Annotated in this window: 18 protein-coding genes and 1 pseudogene; 6 read left to right on the forward strand and 13 right to left on the reverse strand. The window is 60.0% G+C overall.

Going from position 1 to position 23,493, the window contains the following annotated elements:
* Positions 1–281 precede the first annotated feature (281 nt).
* From dinB to AC07Y0_RS24515, 3 genes are all read right to left on the reverse strand, one after another.
* Positions 282–1,364, reverse strand: coding sequence for a DNA polymerase IV (dinB, locus tag AC07Y0_RS24505; protein ID WP_498680540.1), 1,083 nt, complete (start codon positions 1,362–1,364; stop codon positions 282–284).
* Positions 1,365–1,441: 77 nt separating this feature from the next.
* On the reverse strand, positions 1,442–2,119 hold the full coding sequence (locus tag AC07Y0_RS24510; protein WP_498680381.1) for an SOS response-associated peptidase: 678 nt from the start codon (positions 2,117–2,119) through the stop codon (positions 1,442–1,444).
* 82 nt (positions 2,120–2,201) lie between these two features.
* On the reverse strand, positions 2,202–2,462 hold the full coding sequence (locus AC07Y0_RS24515; RefSeq protein ID WP_498680382.1) for a hypothetical protein: 261 nt from the start codon (positions 2,460–2,462) through the stop codon (positions 2,202–2,204).
* A gap of 206 nt (positions 2,463–2,668) precedes the next feature.
* On the opposite strand from AC07Y0_RS24515, the gene AC07Y0_RS24520 reads away from it, so the two are divergent.
* From AC07Y0_RS24520 to AC07Y0_RS24530, 3 genes are read left to right on the forward strand one after another with little or no spacing between them, the layout of a single operon-like run.
* The gene (locus tag AC07Y0_RS24520; RefSeq protein ID WP_498680383.1) at positions 2,669–3,424 is read left to right on the forward strand and encodes an ImuA family protein; all 756 of its coding nucleotides are present in this window, start codon (positions 2,669–2,671) and stop codon (positions 3,422–3,424) included.
* Positions 3,345–4,856, forward strand: a complete 1,512-nt coding sequence (locus AC07Y0_RS24525) for a Y-family DNA polymerase (protein WP_498680384.1) — start codon at positions 3,345–3,347, stop codon at positions 4,854–4,856. Before AC07Y0_RS24520 ends, AC07Y0_RS24525 begins: the two co-directional genes overlap by 80 nt.
* Positions 4,856–8,119, forward strand: a complete 3,264-nt coding sequence (locus AC07Y0_RS24530; protein ID WP_498680541.1) for an error-prone DNA polymerase — start codon at positions 4,856–4,858, stop codon at positions 8,117–8,119. The genes AC07Y0_RS24525 and AC07Y0_RS24530 overlap by 1 nt, the downstream gene beginning before the upstream one ends.
* Positions 8,120–8,174: 55 nt before the next feature.
* Here the strand turns inward: AC07Y0_RS24530 and AC07Y0_RS24535 are convergent, their stop codons facing one another.
* Positions 8,175–9,713: a Fic family protein gene (locus AC07Y0_RS24535; RefSeq protein WP_498680385.1), complete on the reverse strand. Its 1,539-nt coding sequence runs from the start codon at positions 9,711–9,713 to the stop codon at positions 8,175–8,177.
* 479 nt (positions 9,714–10,192) lie between these two features.
* Between AC07Y0_RS24535 and AC07Y0_RS24540 the strand changes: the two are divergent.
* Positions 10,193–10,414 (forward strand): annotated as a pseudogene (locus AC07Y0_RS24540) (DDE-type integrase/transposase/recombinase); the annotation flags it as partial.
* A gap of 79 nt (positions 10,415–10,493) precedes the next feature.
* Here AC07Y0_RS24540 and AC07Y0_RS24545 read toward each other — a convergent pair.
* The 6 genes from AC07Y0_RS24545 to AC07Y0_RS24570 all read right to left on the reverse strand — a co-directional run bounded on the left by AC07Y0_RS24545 (position 10,494) and on the right by AC07Y0_RS24570 (position 18,692).
* Positions 10,494–12,422, reverse strand: a complete 1,929-nt coding sequence (locus AC07Y0_RS24545; RefSeq protein WP_498680386.1) for a beta-galactosidase — start codon at positions 12,420–12,422, stop codon at positions 10,494–10,496.
* Positions 12,422–13,516: an ABC transporter ATP-binding protein gene (locus AC07Y0_RS24550; RefSeq protein WP_498680387.1), complete on the reverse strand. Its 1,095-nt coding sequence runs from the start codon at positions 13,514–13,516 to the stop codon at positions 12,422–12,424. The genes AC07Y0_RS24545 and AC07Y0_RS24550 overlap by 1 nt, the downstream gene beginning before the upstream one ends.
* Complete coding sequence (locus AC07Y0_RS24555) at positions 13,509–15,614, reverse strand: alpha-galactosidase (RefSeq protein ID WP_498680388.1); 2,106 nt, start codon at positions 15,612–15,614, stop codon at positions 13,509–13,511. Before AC07Y0_RS24555 ends, AC07Y0_RS24550 begins: the two co-directional genes overlap by 8 nt.
* Positions 15,611–16,462, reverse strand: a complete 852-nt coding sequence (locus AC07Y0_RS24560; protein ID WP_498680389.1) for a carbohydrate ABC transporter permease — start codon at positions 16,460–16,462, stop codon at positions 15,611–15,613. Before AC07Y0_RS24560 ends, AC07Y0_RS24555 begins: the two co-directional genes overlap by 4 nt.
* Positions 16,462–17,370 carry a carbohydrate ABC transporter permease gene (locus tag AC07Y0_RS24565; protein WP_498680390.1) on the reverse strand — a complete coding sequence of 303 codons (909 nt, stop codon included), beginning with the start codon at positions 17,368–17,370 and terminating at the stop codon, positions 16,462–16,464. The genes AC07Y0_RS24560 and AC07Y0_RS24565 overlap by 1 nt, the downstream gene beginning before the upstream one ends.
* Positions 17,371–17,459: 89 nt before the next feature.
* The gene (locus tag AC07Y0_RS24570) at positions 17,460–18,692 is read right to left on the reverse strand and encodes an ABC transporter substrate-binding protein (RefSeq protein ID WP_498680391.1); all 1,233 of its coding nucleotides are present in this window, start codon (positions 18,690–18,692) and stop codon (positions 17,460–17,462) included.
* Between the two features lie 151 nt (positions 18,693–18,843).
* Here AC07Y0_RS24570 and AC07Y0_RS24575 point away from each other — a divergent pair, with 151 nt between their 5' ends.
* Complete coding sequence (locus AC07Y0_RS24575; RefSeq protein ID WP_498680392.1) at positions 18,844–19,767, forward strand: helix-turn-helix domain-containing protein; 924 nt, start codon at positions 18,844–18,846, stop codon at positions 19,765–19,767.
* A gap of 139 nt (positions 19,768–19,906) precedes the next feature.
* On the opposite strand, the gene AC07Y0_RS24580 is transcribed toward AC07Y0_RS24575, so the two are convergent.
* The gene (locus tag AC07Y0_RS24580) at positions 19,907–20,203 is read right to left on the reverse strand and encodes a hypothetical protein (protein WP_498680393.1); all 297 of its coding nucleotides are present in this window, start codon (positions 20,201–20,203) and stop codon (positions 19,907–19,909) included.
* Between the two features lie 76 nt (positions 20,204–20,279).
* Between AC07Y0_RS24580 and AC07Y0_RS24585 the strand changes: the two genes are divergently transcribed.
* Positions 20,280–21,836 carry an ISL3 family transposase gene (locus AC07Y0_RS24585; RefSeq protein WP_498678269.1) on the forward strand — a complete coding sequence of 519 codons (1,557 nt, stop codon included), beginning with the start codon at positions 20,280–20,282 and terminating at the stop codon, positions 21,834–21,836.
* Positions 21,837–22,198: 362 nt separating this feature from the next.
* Here the strand turns inward: AC07Y0_RS24585 and AC07Y0_RS24590 are convergent, their stop codons facing one another.
* Positions 22,199–22,543 carry a RidA family protein gene (locus AC07Y0_RS24590; RefSeq protein WP_498680394.1) on the reverse strand — a complete coding sequence of 115 codons (345 nt, stop codon included), beginning with the start codon at positions 22,541–22,543 and terminating at the stop codon, positions 22,199–22,201.
* 44 nt (positions 22,544–22,587) lie between these two features.
* Positions 22,588–23,346: an IclR family transcriptional regulator gene (locus tag AC07Y0_RS24595; RefSeq protein ID WP_498680395.1), complete on the reverse strand. Its 759-nt coding sequence runs from the start codon at positions 23,344–23,346 to the stop codon at positions 22,588–22,590.
* Positions 23,347–23,493 lie beyond the last annotated feature (147 nt).

Genomic DNA, 23,493 nt, shown 5'->3' on the forward strand with positions numbered 1-23,493 from the left:
TGTGCTAGAGAAACCTTTTGTCAGGGTGATGCTGTGCATTTTCCGCATAGCTGCGCTGCAGCAAAGTCTATTTAATGTGCGGAGAGAATGGGTATCTTGGTTTTCATCGAAGCGATGCACCTCCTCCCGCAGAGCTTCGATTTCAGACGGCTCACTCCTCCTCCCAAGGGACGTCTGTCGGAACAGCGGCACTCCTCCTCCCAGCCGTTGTTCGGTTCTTTTCGGAAAGCCTGCCGCACCTCCTCCCGCGGCAGGCTTTTTCGTTTTCGGGCCCGGCTGCATCAAAGTCCCAGATCGAGCTGCGGTTCTTGCCCGCTCTCTTCGATGTTGAGCGACGAAAGGGTGACCCCTAAGAGCCGCACCGGACGTTTGAACGGAAACACCGAGGCGAGCAGGGTCTCTGCATTCTCCAGGACCATGTCGATGTCTGACACTGATCCCGACACGGTTCTGCTGCGGGTCGCCTGACTGAAATCCGAATATTTGATTTTGACGGTGATTGTCTTTCCCGTGATGTCGTGCGCCTCGCAATAGCGCCAGACCTTCTCGGCCAACGGCCGCAACTCGGCTTTGGCCAGATCGAGATCGTCGATGTCCTCAACGAACGTGTCCTCGGCGCCAACAGACTTTCGAATGCGATCGGGTCTCACCCGGCGTTCATCGATCCCACGGGCAATGCCGTAGAAATAAGGACCGGACTTCCCGAAGTTCTGCTGAAGGAACGCTAGCGACTTCGACTTAAGATCAAGCCCGGTCTCTATGCCATGCCGTTTCATTCGCTCGGCCGTGGCCGGCCCCACGCCATGGAATTTCTTGACGGGGAGGGCCTCGACAAAACCCGGGCCGTTCTTTGGCGTAATGACCGCCTGGCCATTCGGCTTGTTCAGATCGCTCGCCATTTTGGCCAGGAACTTGTTGTAGGAGATGCCAGCCGACGCATTGAGGCCCGTGACCGCCTTGATTTTCGCACGGATCTCAAGCGCAATCTCGGTGGCGATCTCCATGCCCTTCAGGTTTTCGGTGACGTCGAGATAGGCTTCGTCCAGCGACAGTGGCTCGATCAACGGCGTGTATTCGGCAAAAATCTCGCGGATCTGCTGCGAGACCTGCCGATAGACGTCGAAGCGCGGCGGCACAAAAATCAAATCCGGGCATTTGCGCTTGGCGGTGATCGATGGCATGGCCGAATGCACGCCGAAGACACGGGCCTCGTAACTCGCGGCCGCCACAACGCCACGTGCCGCGGATCCACCGACGGCCAGTGGCAGGCCACGCAGCTCCGGATTGTCACGTTGCTCGACCGAGGCATAAAAGGCATCCATATCGACATGGATGATTTTGCGCACGGGTTGCACGCTCCCCATGACGTCAGTTCCCACACGATAAGCCGGCATTTGGTGTACAGGCATCTGACTGCTCTGGTCGCGCTGAGTGCTGGTGATCAAAGCAACAGACCTTCCTCGTCCGGCTTCGGTTTGGCCTGTGGCGGCACGATCACCAGCATATTGCCCGGGAGCGGACGCTGTAGGTGGCGGGCTTCATCCCACGGTGCTGTTAGCCAGGTCTCGACTTCTTCAGGCGTGGTCAGGATGGCGGGCATGGCCTTTTGATGAATCGGCGAGACGATCTCGTTCGGAGAGGTTGTCAGAAACCCGAACAGTTCGTGTTCCTGCTCCCCATCCCTGACCTTCCGCACACCCTTCCATGGGGTCCAGAAGCCCGCGAAGAACATCAGCGGCCGATCTTCGTTGCCGGCAAACCAGGCGTTCGGCACACGCCCGCCCTCAATCTTGCTGGCTGGGTCAGGTTCGGCAAAGGAGGTGAATGGCACGACGCAGCGGCTGGTTGGGCCGAGCCAGCGCCGCCAGTGCGGCGAACTCACATTGCGAATATTGGTGACGCCGGGATCGTAGTTTTTCACATAGGCCGGCGGCGACGGCATTCCCCAGGTCGCCCGGGCAATCTCGCGCTGTCCGTCCTCGGCGACGCGGACAATCGGCGCCTGATAGCCTGGATAAACATCGAACGAGGCTTCATTCCAGCCGGCTCGATCCCGGAACGCCTTTGTAAATTGCAGAACCGCGTCACGCGTGGTCGTCACATTATAGAGATTACACACTACCCGTCCTCCTATCCAATGCGGCTCAAGGCGAAGTTTCCGGCCATTTCGGAACGCAATCAAGCTTTGAACGCTCCAGCGATCACGTGGGCTTTTGCAGCTCAAAAACCACTGCCGCCTCCAGCAAACAGGGAAATCCCGTCCCGCATCTATCCTGCCCGTCAGAGCAGTGCATCTTGTCGCAACCCATCGCCATGCGCCGGCGCAGATCTACAAAACGCATGCTGGCGCCAAACTGTTTCACCAGCGCCTTGCGATCAAGCTCGCCCCGTTGCCCGCACGGCTTGCATTCGACGGCAATCACCGGTCCCTTGAAATCTCTGAGCGTCAGCAGGCCGGGCATATCTCTATTTTCTCATCCACGACATTTTCATCACATTCAGCATCGAATTGAATCTGCTTGATGAATCGATCGAGCAACAACCGTCTCGTGATGCTGGCTGCAGTCCACCCGATTCTTGCCCGTTGACTCATCGCCGTTTAAAGAACAAAAACGGAACATATCAGCCTTTTTCGCCTATGCAAATGCACTCTTGACGTAGGAAACCGATGCCAATCACTGCCGCCAACCCCGTCATTTCCGAGCTTCAGGACCGCATCCGGCGGCTTGAAGGCGGAGCTGCGCGCAAAGGCGAGGTGTTGTCGTTCGGAATTACCGAGATCGACGCAAAGCTTCCCGGTGGTGGGCTGGCCTGCGGCTCCTTGCACGAAGTGGCCGGTGGTGGCGCCGACGCCGTGCATGGCGCTGCCGCCGCTCTCTTTGTCGCCGGCATCGTCGCGCGCACGAAAGGCGACGTCCTCTGGTGTCTGACACGGCCGGATCTGTTTGCCCCTGCCTTAGCTCAGGCGGGGCTCCACCATGATCGAGTGATCTATGTCGAGGCCGACCGGGAAGAGGACGTGCTCACGAATTTCGAAGAGGGTCTGCGTTTTGGCGGGCTTGGTGCCGTGGTTGCCGAGCTTGTGCGCCTGCCCATGACCGCCTCGCGACGCCTGCAGCTGGCGGCTGAGGCTTCGGGAACGATCGGCATTGCGCTGCGCCGATGGCGGCGCCCGACGGAGGCCGCCGACTTCGGCCAACCCACGGCCGCCACGACACGGTGGCGCATCAGCGTCCTTCCCTCCGAACCGCTTCCCGTGCCGGGCATCGGACGGGCGCGGTGGCTGGCGGAATTGATCAGAGCAAGAGCGGGAGAAGCCGCGGAATTTGAAATAGGTGCCTGCGATGCCACGGGTCGTATCAGTCTTTCTCCCCACGCTCGCGACGGACAGGATCAGGCGCGCCGAGCCCGGAATCTTGCCTGAAACACCGGTGGTAGTCGTCGCGCGCAGTGGATCGAAACGCACCATCGCGGCAATCGACGCTGCGGCCTTCAAGGCGGGCGCCCGCATCGGCATGCCCGCCGCCAAAGCCCAGGCGATGATATCCGGCCTGCAGCTCGTCGATGCCGACCCCATCGGTGACGCCTTGGCGGTTGAGCGCCTGGCGCTGTGGATGCTACGCCAATATACGCCGGTCGTAGCAATGGACAGTCCCGACGGCATCGTCATGGACACCGAGGGCGCCGACCATCTGCGCGGCGGCGAGTTGGCGATGCTCACTGGCCTTGTCAACGCCCTGAGAGGTCGTGGTCTTCAGGCCCGCGGCGCCATCGCCGACACCTGGGGCAGCGCCCACGCGATCGCCCGCGCCACGCGGCGCGAGGTCATCATCGTGCCGGTTGGAGAAACGGCCAAGGCCGTCGTCAACTTGCCGATTTCCAGCCTTCGTCTGCCCTCCGACATCGTCAGCGGCTTGGCCGTGCTTGGGTTTCGAACCGTCGGCGACGTCTCAGTAACGCCGCGGGCGCCTTTGACATTGCGTTTCGGGCCAGAGGTGGGGCGCAGGCTCGATCAGATGTTCGGACGCCTTGCTGAACCGATCGATCCCATTCGCACAGCGGACCTGATCGAGGTGGCGCGTTCCTTTTCCGAGCCGATCGGGGCTGCTGAAACCATCGCCAAATATATCGGCAAGCTCGTGGTCGAACTTTGCGCCGCGCTGGAGACGCGCGGGCAGGGCGTTCGCCGCGCCGATCTCATTGTCTACCGCGTCGACAACACATTGCAGTCTCTGCGTGCCGGTACGGCCAAACCGGTACGGGATATTGCGCGTCTGACAAAGCTTCTCTGTTCCAGCATCGAGAAAATCGATCCCGGCTTCGGTATCGAAAAACTGTCTCTTGCTGCAACCATGATCGAGCCATTCGAAGAGAAGCAGACTATCTCCTCACTGGTCGAGGAAACCGTCGTCGACGTCACGCCCCTGCTCGACAGTTTTGGAAATCGAGGCCAACGCATGTACCGGCTGGCGCCTGTCGAAAGCGACGTTCCCGAGCGCAATGTCGGGCGCGTCTCCCCCGTTTCCGAAAAGCTGGGTCAGGCCTGGCCGACCCGCTGGCCCCGGCCGAGCCGGATGCTGGCGCGCCCGGAACGGATCGAAGTGATTGCGCTCACACCCGACCACCCGCCGGCCTCCATGACCTGGCGCGGCAAGCGCCGGCGCATCAAGCGCGGCGATGGGCCGGAACGGGTATTCGGCGAGTGGTGGGTTCGCTCCTCCGAGATGGAGGCGGTGAGGGACTACTATTCCGTAGAGGATGAGGACGGCAATCGCTTCTGGGTCTATCGCTCCGGCGACGGTGTGGATCCCGCGACCGGAACGGCCAGATGGTTCCTGCATGGGATCTATGGCTGATGCGCTACGCCGAGCTCCAGGTCACCAGTCATTTCTCCTTCCTGCGTGGCGCGTCAGGTTGCGATGAGCTGTTTGCGACCGCCCAGGCACTCGGTATCGAGGCGCTCGGGATCGTCGATCGCAACAGCCTGGCTGGGATCGTGCGCGCTTGGGAAGCGGCCAAGGAAACCGGCGTCCGGCTGGTCGTTGGCTGCAGGCTCGATCTGGCGGACGGCATGTCGATCCTGGTCTATCCAACGGACCGGGCGGCGTATTCGAGGCTTTGCCGGCTTCTGTCCCTTGGCAAGGAGCGGGGCGGCAAAGGAAAATGTATTCTCGATCTGACGGATGTGGCCGTTTATGCGGAGGGTCTGCTCGCCGTCCTTATCCCTGACGAGGCCGATGACACATGCGCCTTCCAGCTGCGCAAGGTGAAGGAGATATTTGGCGACCGCGCCTACATGGCGCTGACGCTGCGACGGCGGCCGAATGACCAACTGCGCCTGCACGAGCTCAACACTCTGGCGATCCGGCACAAGGTACGGCCTGTCGTCACCAATGACGTGCTGTTTCACGAGCCGGGCAGACGACAGCTGCAGGACGTCGTCACCTGCATTCGCCATCGCACCACCATCGATCAGGCCGGATTCCTGCGCGAACGGCATGCCGATCGTTTTTTGAAGCCGCCAGAGGAAATGCACCGGTTGTTCAGTCGGTATCCGGAGGCGCTCGCCCGCACACGAGAGATTGTCGACCGCTGTCGCTTCGACATGAGCGAGCTGACATACCAATATCCCGAGGAAGCGATCATCCCCGGACTGACGGCACAGCAGTCGCTGGAGAAATTCACCTGGGAGGGTGCGAGCGATCGCTACCCCGAGGGCGTGCCGGATGACGTGGTGAAAACCCTCAATCACGAACTCGATCTGATCCGCAAACTCGACTACGCGCCGTACTTCCTGACGGTTTACAGCATCGTCCGCTTTGCGCGATCTCAGGGTATTCTCTGCCAGGGTCGCGGAAGTGCTGCCAATTCCGCCGTCTGTTATGTGCTGGGGATCACCGCGATCGATCCCGCCGCAAACGATCTTCTGTTCGAGCGCTTTATCTCGGAGGAGCGCAACGAACCGCCTGACATCGACGTCGATTTCGAACATGCCAGACGCGAAGAGGTAATCCAGTGGATCTACAAGACCTATGGCCGGCAGAAGGCTGCCCTTTGCGCGACCGTCACCCGCTACCGCGCCAAGGGTGCGCTTCGCGATGTCGGCAAGGTGCTCGGCCTGCCCGAAGACATGATCACGGCGCTATCAGCCGGTGTCTGGGGCTGGAGCAAGGAGGGCGTCGGCGAAAAGCAGGTCAACGAGCTGAACATGAACATGTCCGACCGCCGCCTGCGGCTGACATTGGAACTGGCGCAGCAATTGATGGGCGCGCCGCGTCATCTTGGCCAGCATCCGGGCGGCTTCGTCCTGACCAATGACCGGCTCGACGAGTTGGTTCCGATCGAGCAAGCGAGGATGGAGGATCGACAAACGATCGAATGGGACAAGGACGACATCGAGGCGCTCAAGTTCATGAAGGTGGACGTGCTTGCCCTGGGAATGCTGACCTGCATGGCCAAGGGCTTTGCCTTGCTGGAAGAGCACAAGGGAGTGAAGCTTGATCTCGCCACCATCGAGCAGGAAGACCCGGCGACCTACGCGATGATCCGCAGGGCCGACACGCTAGGCACTTTCCAGATCGAATCCCGGGCACAAATGTCAATGCTGCCGCGCCTGAAACCTCAGACCTATTACGACCTGGTCATCCAGGTGGCGATCGTTCGCCCGGGTCCAATCCAGGGCGACATGGTGCATCCTTATCTGAGACGGCGCGAGGGCAAGGAAGCGGTCGTCTATCCGAAGCCGGAACTGGAGGCTGTCCTCGGCAAGACGCTGGGCGTGCCGTTGTTTCAGGAAAGTGCCATGAAAGTCGCGATCGTCTGTGCCGGTTTTACCGCCGGCGAGGCCGACGCACTAAGGCGCTCCATGGCCACCTTCAAGTTCACCGGCGGGGTCAGCAAGTTCAAGGACAAGCTCGTCCAGGGGATGGTGAAAAACGGCTACACTGAGGAATTCGCCGAAAAGACCTTCTCGCAGCTCGAGGGTTTTGGCTCCTATGGCTTTCCCGAGAGCCATGCCGCTTCCTTTGCTCTCATCGCCTACGCCTCGTCCTATATGAAATGCCACTATCCGGATGTGTTCTGTGCGGCCCTCATCAATGCGCAACCCATGGGGTTCTACGCACCGGCGCAGATCGTCACCGACGCTCGAGCCCATGGCGTTGCGATCCGGCCGGTTTGCATAAACCGTTCGCGATGGGACTGCACGCTCGAAGAGATCGAGGGAACCGACAGCCATGCTGTGCGGCTAGGGATGCGTCTGGTAAAGGGCTTGCCGGAACAGGATGCCGCCAGGATCGCGGTGGCGCTGGGCGACGAGCCCTTCTCTTCCATCGACGATATGTGGCGGCGCGCCGGCGTGTCGTCGGCCTCTCTCGTAAAGCTTGCTGAAGCTGATGCGTTCCGACCGTCATTGAACCTTGAGAGACGCGATGCGCTCTGGGCGATCAAGGCGTTACGCGACGAACCGCTTCCGCTTTTTGCCGCGGCTGCCGATCGTGAGCGGGCGGTGATTGCCGAACAGCAGGAACCGGACGTGGCGCTTCGGCAGATGACCGAGGGCGCCAATGTCGTCGAGGACTATGGCCATACCGGCGTGACGTTGCGTGCCCATCCGGTCAGCTTCCTGCGCGAGGATCTCAGCCGCCGAAACATCGTCACCTGCGCCGAGGCAACTTCGGCACGCGATGGTCGCTGGTTGATGACATCAGGCCTTGTCCTTGTCCGGCAAAAACCCGGCAGTGCCAAGGGCGTGATGTTCATGACCATCGAGGATGAGACAGGCATTGCCAATATTGTCGTCTGGCCGAGCCTCTTTGAGAAACAGCGCCGCGTCGTGCTCGGATCCGCGATGATGGCGATCAACGGCAAGATCCAGCGCGAAGGGGGGGTCGTGCATCTGGTGGCGCAACGGATGTTCGATCTGACCAGCGATCTGGCAAGCCTTGGCGAGCGGGATGGTTTCCGGCTGCCGTCAGGACGGGGCGACGAGTTCGCGCATGGTTCACCGGGCAGCCCCGATAGCCGCGAGCGGCCGCCGATGGGCGTCAAGGCGCGGGAAATTTATATACCTGACTTGCACATCGATACGCTGAAGGTGAAAAGCCGGAATTTTCAGTAAAAATCTTCAAGAACGCATGTTGCTAGTTCGATTTGGTTCAAGGCGATCGATGATTTTAGAGTGCCTTACTCATCGACCAAGAGGTGCGCTCCGCGATGAATTCCGCGAACGGTTTGACGTTCATGTGGACGCTCGCCTGTTCAAGGCCGGCCAAATAAGTTGACCGATCCTCAACCCTAACCACTGCCCATGGAAACCCACCCGAGGCGAACATGGCGTTCATTAGGAAGCGCGCCATCCGCCCGTTGCCGTCAGGATAGGGATGAACATAGCCTATCAACCAGTGGCCAAGGACGGCCCTAACCGCTGGTTCGCTTTCCTTCTCCAGTAGATCGAACAGGGTCTCCATTCCATCCGGAACCGCTTCGGAACGCGGTGGTACATGCCATGATCCGCGAAGATATACAGGGTGGTTTCGATAGCCCGCGAGGGCGCTGGGTTTCAGGATACCTGCGGCTACGGAGGGACCGAACAGTTCGCGGTACCAATCCCTATGTTGCTTACGGATAACGGCTCCAGCCGGTGCACCGCGGAGAATCTCCGCAACAGATTCCTTCACGCTCTGAAATGCCTGCCAATAACCGCGTGCTGCCAGGGCGTCCCGGTTTTGCCTATCCTGCTGATCCACATCCGGATCCCACGTACCAGCGCGCACGCGATCAATGAGTTCCGGAGTAACGCTGTACCCTTCGATCGAAAGTGAATGGTATGCGTCGTTCTTGTATATGTCCTCGACCGATTTCATGAAAGCGACGGTGTCCGAGGGAAGTCCGGGTGCAGCAGGAAAAACATCGAGGACCGCCTGACGCTGGCTTTCCCATATAGCATTGAGACGCGCCACAATGGGAGATCCACCGACAGCTAAGGTGGAGACTTGCTGGTTTTGATCGAACGGGTCGGTCTCTCTAACGTCGTACATCGCGCCTTTCATCGTTTTCAAGATATCGTCGGCGAACTCGCCTTTTCCTATGCGCCGAAATGCCCCGGCCAGACGGCCTGCCACGGCCGAATGCCCTCCGTCGAGTAATCGACCGAGGACACCCGACACATCGCGCATGGATTTCAGCACGATCTGGGCTTCGATAGGTGATCTTTGGAAAAACGCTCCAGCAACTTTTACCAGGGCGGCGTCCGCAGTATAGAACCTCAATCCGTTTTTCTCGACGAGATCCTCGCGCGGTGGCATTTGCTTGGTCTTGAGATCGTAGATGGATGTGCCAAAAAGCAGTGATAAATTGTTGCCCGTTGCCTTTGGACTGTTGACGATCACCTGGGGCGGAATCGCAGTTGCTTCTGCGTGGAGTAGCATCGATTGTTCTGGTGATAGATGCCATTCCCGTCCAAAGCGGTCGTTGCAGTAGAGGGAGCAGAACTCCCAGAATGAAGCGTACCAAAGGGTTGTGTCGCCGTCTTGGGACTGGGGTCCCGTTGACATTTGCCAGCCGCGGATGACTTCTTGGAGAAATCCGCTCCGTGTAAGGCGCTCTCGATGTAGTCGGCTGAACTCGTCGGACTTGAATATTCGACGCCCGCCATCCTGCAATGTTTTGAGGGCTTGCAGGGCGTCAGCCAACTTTTCATTTGGTGTAGCCATTTTGGTTCTCACGACCTCGTTGTTCTTGCGCGAACTCACAATGCCGAGTCTCATAAGGCAATGCCTGCATCATTGCACGTTTTTGATGTCGTTTATATGCGCGTTTTTAACGTTGAGTCAATACACGTTCAAGGTGATGATTCAATAAGCGTTTTTGATGATGAGTCATAACGCGTCTTTGGTGTCGTGAGTCATCGCAGCATTTCGTGTCGAGCTAAGCAGCCTCCCGGCGGTCTCATGCGCGCCACAAGTGGCCGACTATTGCGCCGCCGCGTGGCCGGTTTTTACTCGGCCGTTGACATGCGCCTTCACCTGCTATCTGTTCATGCAGAACCTGCCAGCCTACGTTCCGGATATGCCGAACTGGGGCATTTGGGCACTTGCTGTTGTCGTGATCGCGGTATCTGTCTACTCCAGCGCCGACATGCACTTCATGAAATGGCTGGCGATCCTATCCACCTGGGGCTTTGGCCTCTTGGCCCTCACATCTAGCGGTGCCCGACGCTCCGAACATGGTCTGGTCGATGGACTTCATGGCGGATCGCCTGGCGGACGGTTGCCAGTTCAGGCTTCTGAACGTGTTGGACGACTTCAACCGAGAGCGACTGGGCATCGAGGTCGACTTCTCACCACCTGCCGAGCGGGTCGTGCGCAGCCTCAACCAGATCATCGAATGGCGAGGCAAGCCGCTGGCGATCAGGGTGCCATTTGTCCGGGCCCATGGGCATAGAAAAGCGGCACTATAGTCCCCGGATGTAACAACCCTTGCAATGCCGGCAGTTAGCGCCAGGCCGAAACCGCTTGTGGCATCAGCACGGCACTGCCGAGCGCCAGTTTTGCACCGGCTGGAACGGTCCAGTCCTCGCTGCCGTAGTTGAAGGCGAAAGTCAGGTCGCCACGACGACGGATACGGATGTAATCCGGCACCGGCAGCGTCGTGAGCCCCGCCTTCTCCACGGCTAGCGTCAGAACGTTCGACAACAAGGTCTCGTCCGGCCAGCAAGCGAGGTAAAGCATGCGGTCCATTTCGGTCAGCGCCGGACCACCATTGGCAAAGCGGGCGAGAACCGTGGCGGACGTTTCCAGATATTCCCGCCAGCGGATGCCGGCACCCGAGACGGCACCGGAAACGGCATCCGAAAGCCCCGGACGCAAGGTCGATATCTGGATGACCCGGTTGCCTGTCTGCGCGCCGAGCGGACCCGGCGGCAGGTTTTCCGGAATGACGAAATTGCGGTCGCGCGAACCCGTGCGCGCGCCGATCAGCACATAGCCGGTCGCCTTTTCCAGCGCCGACTGGGTCGCCGTATTGACTTCGGTCATGCAAGGAACGACAACCAGCGCATAGCCCTCCAGCGACGCGCCCGGACGGACGAAATCGATGTCGAGACCGAGACGGCGCAGGCCCTCGTACCAGCGGAAACACAGTTCCTCGTAACGGAAGTCCTTGCCCTGCGGCTGGATCATCGTCGTCCAGTAGCTCTGGTAGTCGAAGACCAGGGCGACGGAAGCCTTGTCCGTCACCGGCAGAGGTCCGAGCGCCTTCAACTCTTCGGCCACCTGCCGCGCCTCGATGCCGCCCGGCGACAACTCGTCGAGACCGGCGAGGTTGAGACCGGCATGCATCTGCTCCTGCGCGAACGGCGCCTGACGCCAGCGGAAATAGCTGACGACGTCGGCCCCATGCGCCAGCGCTTCAAAGGTCCACAGTCGCACCATGCCGGGCTTCGGCACCGGGTTCCACGGCGCCCAGTTCACCGGCCCCGGCTGCTGCTCCATCACCCAGAAACGACCCTTGCCGACGGCGCGGTAGAGATCATGGTGATAGGGCGCAATATCCGGATGCGAGGTTTCCGCCCAGCGATTCCGCTCGGCTTCCGAGAACGGAAACTTCTCGACGAAACCGATCGGATAGCTGTCCCAGGATGCCAGATCGAGATTGTCGCCGACCTTGAAGTGGTCGAAATCCGAAACGAAGCCCATGAAATTATGGGTAATCCAGCGCTCCGGCGAATGCTTGCGGATGATCTCGCACTGCATCTTGTCGTAAGCCGCAACCTGGTCCGAATGGAAGCGCCAGAAATCGAGCCGCGTTGCCGGATTGGGCTCCGTCACCGTCAGGTTCGGTAGCATGACCTCGTCGAAGCTGTTCAGCTCCATCGACCAGAATACCGAACCCCAGGCCTCGTTGAGCTGGTCGGTCGACTGGTAGCGCAGGCGCAGCCAGCGCTTGAAGCTCTTCAGGTCTTCAGCCCCCCAGGACACCGTCGTGTCATGACAACCATATTCATTGTCCGTCTGCCAGCCGACCAGTCCCGGATGAGTACCGTAGCGCGCGGCCACGATCTCGACAATGCGCGCGCTTTCGCGCCACCAGGTCTCCGACGAAAACGTGTAGTGACGGCGCGAACCGAAGCCACGCACCTTGCCGTCTTCGTCATAGGGCAGGATATCGGGATGTTCGTCGACCAGCCATTTCGGCGGTGTCGCCGTTGGCGTGCCGAGCACGATCTTCAGGCCGGCCTTGGTCAGGATATCCATCGACCGGTCGAGCCAGCCAAAATCGAATGTGTCGCGCGCGGGCTCAAGCCGCGACCAGGCGAACTCGCCGATGCGCACGAAGGAGATGCCAAGTTCGACCATGCGCCGGGCGTCTTCGGCCCAGCGTGTTTCGTCCCAGTGCTCCGGATAATAACATACGCCCAGCATTATCGCGTCAGGTCCCCGTTGATGACGGCCATGCCATCCTTGTTGAACAGATGGCAGGCCTTGGCGTTGATACCGATTTCCAACCTGTCGCCCGGCTTTTCACGCGCAAGGCCATCGGCCTTGAGCGACAGTTCCGATCCATCGGCCAGCGTGACGAAAAACAGCGTCTCGGAGCCGAGATATTCGGCAAGGTTCACCGTGCTTTCGAGCACCACGTCACCCTTGCCCGTCGCGTCGATATGCTCGGGCCGGATACCGAAGGTCATCTCGCCAAGAGCCGGCTTTCCCTCGCCGGCCATTGCCAGGGACACGCCACCCGGAAGCGCGACGCTGAGATTGCCGCCTTCGTTCGGGCTGACCTCTACCTTCAGGAAGTTCATCTTCGGCGAACCAATGAAACCGGCAACGAAGAGATTGTTCGGCCGATGGTAGAGCTCGAGGGGCGAGCCGACCTGCTCGATCTTGCCGGCCGACAGCACGACAATCTTGTCGGCCATGGTCATCGCCTCGACCTGGTCATGCGTGACATAGATCATCGTCGACTTCAGGTCCTGATGCAGCTTCGACAACTCGCCGCGCATCTGCACGCGCAGCGCCGCATCGAGATTGGACAGCGGCTCGTCGAACAGGAAGACTTCCGGATTGCGAACGATCGCACGGCCGATCGCCACGCGTTGGCGCTGGCCACCCGAGAGCTGGCCGGGCTTGCGCCCCAGCAACGGCTCGAGCTGCAGCATCTTGGCCGCAACCGCCGTCCGTTCAGTGATCATCTCTTTCGAGTGACCGGTCATGCGCAGGCCAAAGCCGATATTCTCGGCCACCGTCATATGCGGATAGAGCGCATAGGACTGGAACACCATGGCCACGCCGCGCTCGGACGGGCCGACCTTGGTCATGTCCTGGCCGCCGATCGACAGCGCACCGGAGGTGATGTCCTCGAGGCCGGCAATCATCCTGAGCAGCGTGGACTTGCCGCAGCCGGACGGGCCGACAAAGACGCAGAACTCGCCATCCTCGACGTCGAGATCGACGCCCTTGATGACGCTGAGCGCGCCGAACTGTTTCTTGACGTCGCGCAGGCGCACATCAGCCATGGGTCTTGCCTCCCTTGAAAGGAATGAGTTCGAGGAGCAGCGCGCTTTCCGGCATCAGCATCGGCAGTGGCAGGCCGGCAAGGCCGGTGCTCGACAACTGGAAGCTGATCTCGCCGGCCAGCAGTTTCGTCTGCCCCTCGGAGATACGGATGAATTGCGGTGCGGCCGGAAGCACATTGGCGATCCGCCACGTGCCACCGAGTTCCGTGATACTGTCGGGCAGCCTGAGCGGTGCCGGCTGCTCGCCGACCATCTGCGGTCCCTGCGCTACGATCACGACGATCTTCTCGGCACTGGCGGCCCCCCAGACATAACGTCCGTCGATCGGCTCCAGCCGGAACGCGGCGCCCGGCGCATGCAACAGACCGCGCAACCGCTTGTAGGCCTCGATATAGACCTTGAGCTCCGACCGTTCGTCTTCGGTCAGTTCCAGCGGATTGAGTTCAACGCCGAGATGATAGGCGATCGCGACAAGCGCCCGGAAAGACAGCGTATGGCGCCGCCCTGTCTGGTGGTTCGGCGAGGCCGAGATATGGCTCCCGAGAATTTCCGGCGGCACGAAGACCGAGGCGCCGCGCTGGATTTCCAGCCGCTCCAGCGCATCGGTGCAATCCGAGGTCCAGACGCGGTGGGTGCGCGCCAGCGCGCCATAGTCGATGCGGCCGCCACCGGACGCACAGCTTTCGATTTCGACACCCGGATGCACCGCGCGGACCCGGTCCATCAACGCATAGACGGCGCGCGTCTGGGCGGCGATCTTCGCCTTGCCGTCACGTCCACCCGCATGGGTCAGGTCGCGGTTCATGTCCCATTTCACATAGGACACGGCATGATGGGCCAGAACCGCATCGATCTTGCCGAACAGGTAGTCGGACACCTCCGGCCGCGTCAGGTCGAGCACCAGCTGGGTGCGCGACTGGAGGATGGGACGCCCCTCGATCTGCAACGCCCAATCCGGATGCGCCTTGTAGAGTTCGGACACCGGATTGACCATTTCTGGCTCGAACCAGATGCCGAACTGCATGCCGAGACCCGTCACATGATCGACCAGCGGCTTTAATCCATCGGGATATTTGCGCGCATCAATGTCCCAGTCGCCGAGACTGGTCGTGTCGTTGTCGCGCTTGCCGAACCAGCCGTCATCGAGCACGAAACGCTCGATTCCAAGCTCCGCGGCCGCCGTCGCCTGGGCTTTGAGCGACTCCATCTGGTGGTCGAAATAATTGCCTTCCCAGGTGTTCAGCGTCACCGGACGCGGGCTCATCCTGCCGCCCGGCCATTGGGTCAGCTCGTCACGAACGAAGGCGTGGAAGTCTTGGCTGTCGGCACCCGCATAGGCAATCGGGCTCGTGTAGCTCTCGCCCGGCTGCAAAACGATCTCGCCCGGCTCGAACAATTCACCCAGATGCACCAGCCGCTGGCCGTCGTCGGTGCGATCGATAACCATCTGGTGATTGCCGCTCCAGCCGAGCGTCACGCCAAAGACCTGGGTTTCGCTCTCGATAAACAGCATCGGGAAACGGTCATGCGAGGTCCGGCCACGCCGGCTTTCCTGGATCCAGGTGCCATTGCCGAGCAATTCGCGGCGCGTCTGGAACTCGCGACCCCAGATGCCGGTAAAGCTCATCAACTGCACGTCGCCGGCAGGCGCAAGGAAGGTCGCGGCCATGCAGCGATCAAGCTGGTAGTCACCATCGCCCAGATTGGTGAGCGCCGTCGCCATCGAGATCAGGCCGGACGCATGGGCAGTCAGGGTAATGGCAATGCCGAGCTTCGCAACCGTGTCCGCACCGCGCAGGACGGTGAGATTGCCGTCACGTTCAACCGACCAGCCGCCGAACTGCGCGACGAAATCGCGACCCGCCCGATGCCCTGATATCGCCGGCCAGCCGAAGAAGCCCATGCCGCCGGTTGGCAGCAAGACCGATGACGGCACGGCAATATCCATGCCGTTGACGCGGCTGGAGCGCTCGATGTCGAACAGCGGATCGACCTCGACCGGCACCGTGCCGAAGGACAGAATTTCCGGCATGCCGAGGTCCGGCAGGCGCAGACTGAGCGAAAGCTGGCCCGAGTCGACTGTTACGATTTCACTCATCCCTTGGTCGCTCCAAGCGTCAGGCCGGCAATGAAATGCCGTTGCATCAGGAAGAACATGGCGACCGGCGGCAGCGCCGCGACGATCGAGCCGGCGGAAACCAGGTGCCAGGCGGCAACCCATTGGCCGTTCAGAGAATAGAGACCCGCCGTCACCGGCATCGCATGCAGGCCTTGGACCAGCACTGTGGCCCAGAAGTAGTCGTTCCACACAAAGGTGAAGACCAGCACCGAAAGCGCAGCAATCGCCGGCCGCATCAGCGGCAGCACGATATGGCGGAAGATCCGCCATTCCGAGACGCCTTCAACACGGGCGGATTCGATCAGTGCGAACGGCAGGCCCTTGATGAAATTGCGCATGAACAGCGTGCAGAAGCCGGTCTGGAAGGCGACATGGAACAGCACGAGGCCCATCGTCGTATCGTAAAGGCCAGCCCTCAACGTCATGTCGCGCACCGGCACCATCAGGATCTGGAACGGAATGAAATTGCCGGCGACAAACAGGAAGAACAGCACGAGATTGCTCTTGAAGCGGTAAACCGCGAGCGCAAAGCCGGTGAGGCAGGATAGCGCAACTGCCCCGATCACCGTCGGGATCGTCACCTTGAACGAATTCAGGATGTACCAGCCGATCGGCGAATCGCGGAACACGGCGGTATAGTTCTCCACCCCGGCAAAGGAGGACGGAATGCCGAAATAATTGCCGGCCGCCAGATCGCCGGCCGGACGCACCGAGGTGATCGCCACCCCGATCAGCGGCAGCAGCCAGAGAAAGAGCGCCACCGGCAGCAGGATCTTGTAGCCGGTCTGGACGAAGCGCGAGGCTTTTTCGATGGGTGTCGGGAACATCAGGCGTTCCTTTCCTGGCGCAGCATGCGCACGATGAACAGCGAGATGAAGATCATCATGATCAGGAACAGGACGACGGCGATTGCCGCACCATAGCCCATGCGGAAACCATATTCCGACAGCGCCTGCTCATACATGAAGTAGGACAGAACCTGGCTCGAGCCGTAGGGACCGCCGGCAGTCATGACCGAGACGAGGTCGAAGGAACGCAACGAGCCGATCACGGTCACCACCATGGCGATGAAGGTTGCCGGTCCGAGCTGCGGCAGGATGATGTTCCACAACAGCTTGACGCCCTTGGCCCCGTCCATGCGGGCAGCTTCCACCTGCTCGGGATTGATATTGTTGAGACCCGTTAGATAGAGGATCATGCAATAGGCTGTCTGTGGCCAGAGACCGGCAACAATGATGCCGTAGGTGACGAAACGCTCGTCGGCCAGCACGGCGATCTGCTCGCCCGTCAACCATTCCGTCAGCTTGGAAAACAGGCCGAAATCCGGCGCATAGAACCAGGTGAACATCAGGCCGACCACGACCTGGCTGATCACGAAGGGAAAGAAGAACAGCGACTTGTAGAGCCGGATGCCGGTGACCGTCTGGTTGAGAAACAGGGCGGCCGCAAGACCCGCCGGGATCGACAGGAGATAGAGCACCAGCCAGATCAGGTTGTTCTTCAGGGCGACATAGAACGTGTCGTCGTCGAGCAGTTCGACATAGTTGCCGAACCCGATCCAGACTCGTTCACCCAGCCCGTCCCAGTCATGGAAGCTGATCCAGATCGACTGGAAGATCGGCACCAGGACATAGATCACGAACATCAGCATGCCCGGCGCGAGAAACAGCCAGGGCGCAAGCTTCTGCTGGTTCTTCTTCCAGAAGCTGGATGAGGGGGAGACGGCGTTGCTCACGGCGGCACCTTTGGAAACGGGAAGGGAATGGCAACCGGATGCCGAAGACAACGAGGTCGACGGCACCCGGCGCGGGAGGACCTTGGTCCTTATTTGTAGACGCGGGCGCGAACCTTTTCGAGCCGCTCAAGAATGCGGTCGAGATTGTCGGGCTTGACCATGAATTCCTGGAAGCCTTCCATGCCGGCCTTGGCCATTTCGGCCTGGGCATCACGGTCATAGAACTGTGCCAGCGCATGGGCGTTGGAGAGCATGGTGAAACCGGCGTCGAGGAACACGTCCTTCGGCTTTTCGGCGGTATTGTTCACCGGCAGCTGGCCGAGCGTCGCATTCATCTTGGTCTGAGCCGCTGGAGACGCGAGATAGGCCAGGAATTTCCTGGCATCTTCCTTGTTCTTCGCACCCGATGGGATGTGGAACGTATCGGTCGGAGCCTCTTCAGCCACTGGAATGCCTGGGGTGATTTCCGGGAACTGCAGGAAGCCGATCTGCTCTTCCTTCAGGCCGCCTTCCTTGAAGGTAGCGACAGCGAAATTGCCCATCAGATACATGGCAGCCTTGCCCTGCACCAGTTGCGGCACGGCATCCTGCCAGTCGATCGCGGCATGGTTCGCGATGAAGTAGTCTGCCTTGACCAACTCGCCCCACTTTTCGAACACAGCCTTCACGCGCGGATCGGTGTAGGGAACCTTGCCTGCCGTCAGCTCCATGTGGAACTCGTAGCCGTTGACGCGCAGGTTCAGATAATCGAACCAGCCGCCGGTCGGCCACAGGGCCTTGGTGCCGATGGTGAATGGCGTGATGCCGGCAGCTTTCAGTTTTTCCGAAGCGGCCAGCAGCTCGGCCCAGGTCTTCGGCGGGGTGATGCCCTGCTCGGCGAAGATGTCCTTACGGTAGTAGATGCCCCACTGGTAATAGGTATAGGGCATGCCCCATTTCTTGCCGTCGATCATCATCGACGGCGCCGACGACTTCAGCTGCTCGTCGAGGCCATTGGCCGTCCAGACATCGGTGACGTCGTCGAACAGGCCTGCCTTGACGAACGGCTCCATGCGGTTGCCGGCATACCAGGCAACCACATCCGGCGCGTCGGCCGTCAGGAAGTTGCGGATAGCAGACTTGTAGCCTTCGTGGTCGAAATTGTTCCACTTGACCGTCACATCCGGATTGGCCTTCTGGAAGTCGGCGATCAGTTCTTCCATCGCCTTTTTCGGCACCGGATCGGAATGGTCGGAATTGATGGTGATTTCGCCGGCAAATGCGGCAGTCGAGAACAGCGCTACGGAGAGCGCGAGCCCGCTCAGGCTCTTGAAAAGGGTCATGTTTTCCTCCCTATGACCGGTATGCATCGCATATCGCAGAGCTGGTGCGATCCGGATCCCACCGGACAAGCATGTCAGCTCATCTTGAGCATCAGGCGCAAAGCCGTAATAATCTACCGACTTTTGATATAACTTCTCCGGGATCCTAAGCATGATGCCTCTGCAACCTGTTGTTCAGGACGAATCTGTTCCGGTCCATCCCGATCACGACCCGCGTCATCCGCTGGTGATCTTCGGCGACCATCGCTTTTGCGCCGGTGAAGCCCTCCTCGTCCAGCGCATGGCGGGACCGCATATGCACAGCCAGATCGAACTCAATTTCGTGCTGGACGGCCATATGACCTACTGGTTCGACGGCCGCGAATTGACCGTCGGCAAAGGCCGCCTCTGCCTGTTCTGGGGTATGATCCCGCATCAGGTGATCGATCGGGCAGGGGGCACCCGCTTTGTCTGCCTTTATGTGCCGATGTCCTTCTTCCTCGGTCTTGCCAACCTCACCCGCTTCCGCGATGCGGTGTTTCGCGGCGCGATGATCGAGGCGACCGAACTGCGCCCCTATGACCGCGACATCTTCCAGCGTTGGCGCGAGGAGCTTCTGTCCGGCGATGAGGGCCTGAGCGAAATCGTCCGCAACGAACTGACGGCCCGCGTGTTGCGCATCGAGCGCGACGGATGGCGCGACCTGCGCGAGGAAGGATCGGCGATTGCCAGCCTCGGCCATAGCGACAGCGAGCGGGTGGAAAACGTCGAACGCATGCTGCGCTATGTTGCCGAGCACGCGCTGGATGAAATCTCGGCCGAAGACGTCGGCCGAGATGCCGGCCTGCATCCCAACTATGCGATGTCCGTCTTCAAACGCGCTGTCGGCCTGACGATCAACCAGGCGATCATCCGCCATCGCCTCGATACGGCCCAGTCGCTGCTGATCGCAACCGACCTCTCGATCACCGACGTCTCCTTTGAATCCGGTTTCGGCTCGGTCTCGCGCTTCTATGAAGCCTTCAGCGATCGCTTCAAGGAGAAGCCGACGGCCTTCCGCAAACGTATGCGTTCCAAAGGTGGCGCCCCGATTTAGGCAACCCGCCAACGATCTTGTCCGCCTGTAGTGCAAGCTCAGTTTCAAGCGGAACAGCTGTCGGTTGGCACTTAACCGTGAGAATGCGGTCGTTTCGATATGGCTTGGCAGTTAACTTGAGAGTAAGTCCAAAAGATTCTCAAATTAACTGCAATTGCGATGACGCGGTTGATCGGCAGGTACTGCTTATGATCTCATCGACTGCACTGCTGAACCGCGCCTTGTTCGCGCCCATCATTTGGCCGCGAAGCATTTCGAGCATCTCGGGCCCGGAACGCTCAACGATGGCTATCCGGGCCAGCAGAGCCGACCGCAGATGCAGCGGCAGGATTGGACTTGCCGACGTCGGTAGGCTCCGCCGTTCAACGGCATCATCGAGATCTGGAATGAGTGCGCCGAGCCCCCGCTGAAAACATGCGAGGGACGGTTGAAACATGGGTCAATTCTCGGCTCTGACTCACATTTGCTGCTGTTTGGGGCGACGCTTTCGCTGATTCACCGGAGGATCAGCAATGCGACATCGGTTCCAGCGCACGAGCCTCGCGCCGCCTGGCTTTGCAGTAGACGAAGTGATGGTTGTTGGGGAATGCGTTCAAGTTCGGCTCCGATCACGCTATCCCTCAGGGTCTTGTCCGGACTGCGGACGACCAAGCCGGAGGGTGCAAAGCAGATATCTGCGACGGCCAGCTGATCTTCCCCTCTGCGGCCGGCGAGTAGAATTGACGATCGTGGCGCGTCGGTTCTGGTGCGATGCAGTTCTTTGCGGACGGCGCATCTTCTGCGAGCAGTTTGATAGCGGCGTCTTGGCTCGGTATGGCCGGCGCACCCAGCGGCTAGAGACAATTGTTCACCACCTCGGCTTGGCGCTGGGCGGAAGACCTGCTGCCGGCTTTGCCAATCGTTTGATGGTTCCGGTGAGCAACGACACGCTGCTGCGGGTGGTTCGCCGCCGCATTGCTGACCAGAACGATGAACTCACCGTCATAGGCATTGATGACTTTGCCTTCAGGCGCGGCCAGACCTATGGAACGATCGTTTGTGATCTAGAGCGGCGGAGGCCTGTCACCCTGTTGCCGGATCGTGCGCTGGATACGTCTCGGAGATGGCTTGCCGAGCATCCGTCGATATCGATCGTCGCTCGCGATCGAGGCGGTGGCTATGGTGAGGCCATAGCGAAGGCCTTGCCCAATGCCGAGCAGGTCGCCGATCGCTGGCACCTGATGGAGAATTCCAGCCGGGCCTTCCTCGATGCAGTCGGCAAGTCGATGCGCCAGATCAGGCAGGCGGTCGGCAGCAATGTCGTTGACCCGAAGCTTTTAACCTACGCTGAAAAACTGCAGTACGAGGGATATCTGCGCCGCCAGGAAACAAACGAGGCGATCCGGGAGATGTCGAAGAAGGGAACTTCAATTCGACAAATAGTCCGGCAAACCGGCCATAGTCGGAAGATTGTCCGCGACGTTCTGAGGGGCCAGCGCCTCGATGTCTTCCGGACACGGCCCAGCTCATTGGATAGCTGGCTGCCGTGGCTCAACGGCCGCTGGGACGAAGGCGTGCGGAACGCCTTGGCGCTCTGGCGGGAGATGAAAGCGAAAGGCTTTCCGGGACAGAGCGGTGTCGTCTCCCAATGGGCTCAGCGGCGCCGTCTTGCGGAGAAAGCCAACCAGAGCGGGCTTGCGCGAACGCCATCGGCCCGGGTCATTGCCCGGTTGATGACAACCGCGCGCGATGACTTGGCGAAACCTGAAGCGATCCTGGTTGCGGCTATCGAAGTGAACGTTCCGGAACTGATAGTCGCCCGTGCGGCCATCGGCGAGTTCCAATCCATGATCCGTTCGAAAACAGCGCGAAAGCTGGATGAATGGGTTGAAGCTGCCAAGAACAGCCTGGTCGGATCGTTTGCCGGTGGCGTTGCGAAAGATCTCGACGCCGTGCGAAACGCAATTCTCTCACCTTGGTCGAACGGACAGACGGAAGGTCAGGTCACACGATTGAAGCTTATCAAACGCCAAATGTATGGGCGAGCCAAACTTGATCTGCTGCAGGCCCGATTGATCGGTGCAGCGTAAGCTCCGACGCCAGCAAAAGTGCGTCAGAGCCAATTCTCAATGGAAATATCTGGCTGCGCCGGGTCAGCTCTCAGTGGAAATCAACAATTAAGCCAGTTCTGTCTCATGGGCGCTGATGTCGGACAGCTCTTCGAGCAGACAGCGAGTCCCGGCCCATTTGGCCAGATGCCTGCCGTGGCCAGATGCGGAGAGCGATTCCGCATCTGGATATCGCCCTTTCACCTCAGAGCGTCCGACTGGCTGATGCTTATCCTGTCGCCGGAACCTGGTTGAGCAACCGGCTGCGTGTATTCTTCGCGTCCGCTGTTTAAGCGTTGACCGCAGTCGTTACACGTCAACCGGAGTGAGTCGTTACATTGTCGTCAAACGGCCGCCGATACAACGATTTCGACACGCATGTCGGGATCGGCCATGAGCACCTGGCCACAGCAGCGCGTGGGCGGGTTTTCGGGATCGATCCACGCGTCCCAGATCTTGTTCATGTCCGCGAAGTCGGCCATGTCGCGAAGCCAGATCTGAGCCGTGAGCAGTCGCGATTTGTTCGTGCCGGCCCGTTCGAGGAGGTCATCGATCTTGGCGAGTGTCTCTTGGGTTTGTTGTGTTATATCGCCATCGGAATCGGAAAACTGACCTGACAGGAAACACATGCCATTATACTTTACCATGCGGCTGCGACGATGATTTACATCCTGACGTTCGATGTTCATTCCATACTCCTCCTTGATTGATGCTGGGGCCCGGTCCGGGCCATCTATCGGATCGCGTCGCCTAGGCAATCGCGCAAGTCGTCCATGACTTTCGGCAACCAGTCCTCCGTCATCATTTCGAGCGGGGCGGTGAAGGAGATCGCGACATCGACTTCGTAATTGCCTGATCGCCGCACAGGCAGGCCAAGGCCGCCCTCTCCTGGCAGGTAGTATCCCATGTTGACTGAAAAGCCGCGGCGCTGGGCGTCGAGGATCTGGCCCAGCACGACCGCCTTGTCGACATATTGCACCGATGGATGATTGAGGTAGCGGGGTGCGTTCGTTTCGAGCAGCTGAAGGTATTCCGCCTCCGACATCATCGACATCAAGGCAACACTACCGGCCGCAATGCCCATCGGTACCCTGCCACCCACGCCCATGGAGAATTGTCGGCTAGGGGAGCGCGTGACCATCTCTGCGCACAAGGCATCCACACCGGCCTGCACCATCATGTAGACCGCATGGCCCGTCTTGCGCGAAAATTCCGCCATGCCGGGCCTGTATTTGAGGATCAGCGGTTCAATGCGGGTCTGCCGTCTGGCCAGCATGGGTATGGTTGGTCCCAGCCTGTAATACCCGTGTCGGCCGGCGGGCTCGGCGAAACCCTTTTGTAGGAGCGATACCAGGCTGCGATGGACAGCGGGCTTGGCCTCACCAATCTGTTCGGCAAGGTCCGCGAGCGCGAGGCCATCCGCACCGCCTTCTCCCAGGAGAATGAGAATGTCGAGCGCGCGAACCGCGTTTGTCGAGGCATTGGCTGTCAATGCGTTTCTCCATCGTTCTAATAATAAGAACATATACTGAAAACCGTTTCAATAAAAGGAATCGTTTGACTCCTCGGTTCTTTTTTGTTGTCATTCGTCAGGTCAAGTGATCCTGAGCCGAGGGAGGAGTGCTCAAGGATCGGATGC

Source organism: Allorhizobium sp. GW101-3B10 (assembly GCF_059424725.1).

Coding starts and splice junctions, on each gene's coding strand:
- AC07Y0_RS24590 (WP_498680394.1), bottom strand. CDS start 22,543: ATGAACATCGAACGTCAGGATGTAAATCATCGTCGCAGCCGCATGGTA.
- AC07Y0_RS24560 (WP_498680389.1), bottom strand. CDS start 16,462: ATGTTCCCGACACCCATCGAAAAAGCCTCGCGCTTCGTCCAGACCGGC.
- AC07Y0_RS24530 (WP_498680541.1), top strand. CDS start 4,856: ATGCGCTACGCCGAGCTCCAGGTCACCAGTCATTTCTCCTTCCTGCGT.
- dinB (WP_498680540.1), bottom strand. CDS start 1,364: ATGGGGAGCGTGCAACCCGTGCGCAAAATCATCCATGTCGATATGGAT.
- AC07Y0_RS24545 (WP_498680386.1), bottom strand. CDS start 12,422: ATGCTGGGCGTATGTTATTATCCGGAGCACTGGGACGAAACACGCTGG.
- AC07Y0_RS24575 (WP_498680392.1), top strand. CDS start 18,844: ATGATGCCTCTGCAACCTGTTGTTCAGGACGAATCTGTTCCGGTCCAT.
- AC07Y0_RS24580 (WP_498680393.1), bottom strand. CDS start 20,203: ATGTTTCAACCGTCCCTCGCATGTTTTCAGCGGGGGCTCGGCGCACTC.
- AC07Y0_RS24525 (WP_498680384.1), top strand. CDS start 3,345: ATGCCACGGGTCGTATCAGTCTTTCTCCCCACGCTCGCGACGGACAGG.
- AC07Y0_RS24570 (WP_498680391.1), bottom strand. CDS start 18,692: ATGACCCTTTTCAAGAGCCTGAGCGGGCTCGCGCTCTCCGTAGCGCTG.
- AC07Y0_RS24520 (WP_498680383.1), top strand. CDS start 2,669: ATGCCAATCACTGCCGCCAACCCCGTCATTTCCGAGCTTCAGGACCGC.
- AC07Y0_RS24550 (WP_498680387.1), bottom strand. CDS start 13,516: ATGGCTGATGTGCGCCTGCGCGACGTCAAGAAACAGTTCGGCGCGCTC.
- AC07Y0_RS24515 (WP_498680382.1), bottom strand. CDS start 2,462: ATGCCCGGCCTGCTGACGCTCAGAGATTTCAAGGGACCGGTGATTGCC.
- AC07Y0_RS24555 (WP_498680388.1), bottom strand. CDS start 15,614: ATGAGTGAAATCGTAACAGTCGACTCGGGCCAGCTTTCGCTCAGTCTG.
- AC07Y0_RS24535 (WP_498680385.1), bottom strand. CDS start 9,713: ATGGCTACACCAAATGAAAAGTTGGCTGACGCCCTGCAAGCCCTCAAA.
- AC07Y0_RS24585 (WP_498678269.1), top strand. CDS start 20,280: ATGCGACATCGGTTCCAGCGCACGAGCCTCGCGCCGCCTGGCTTTGCA.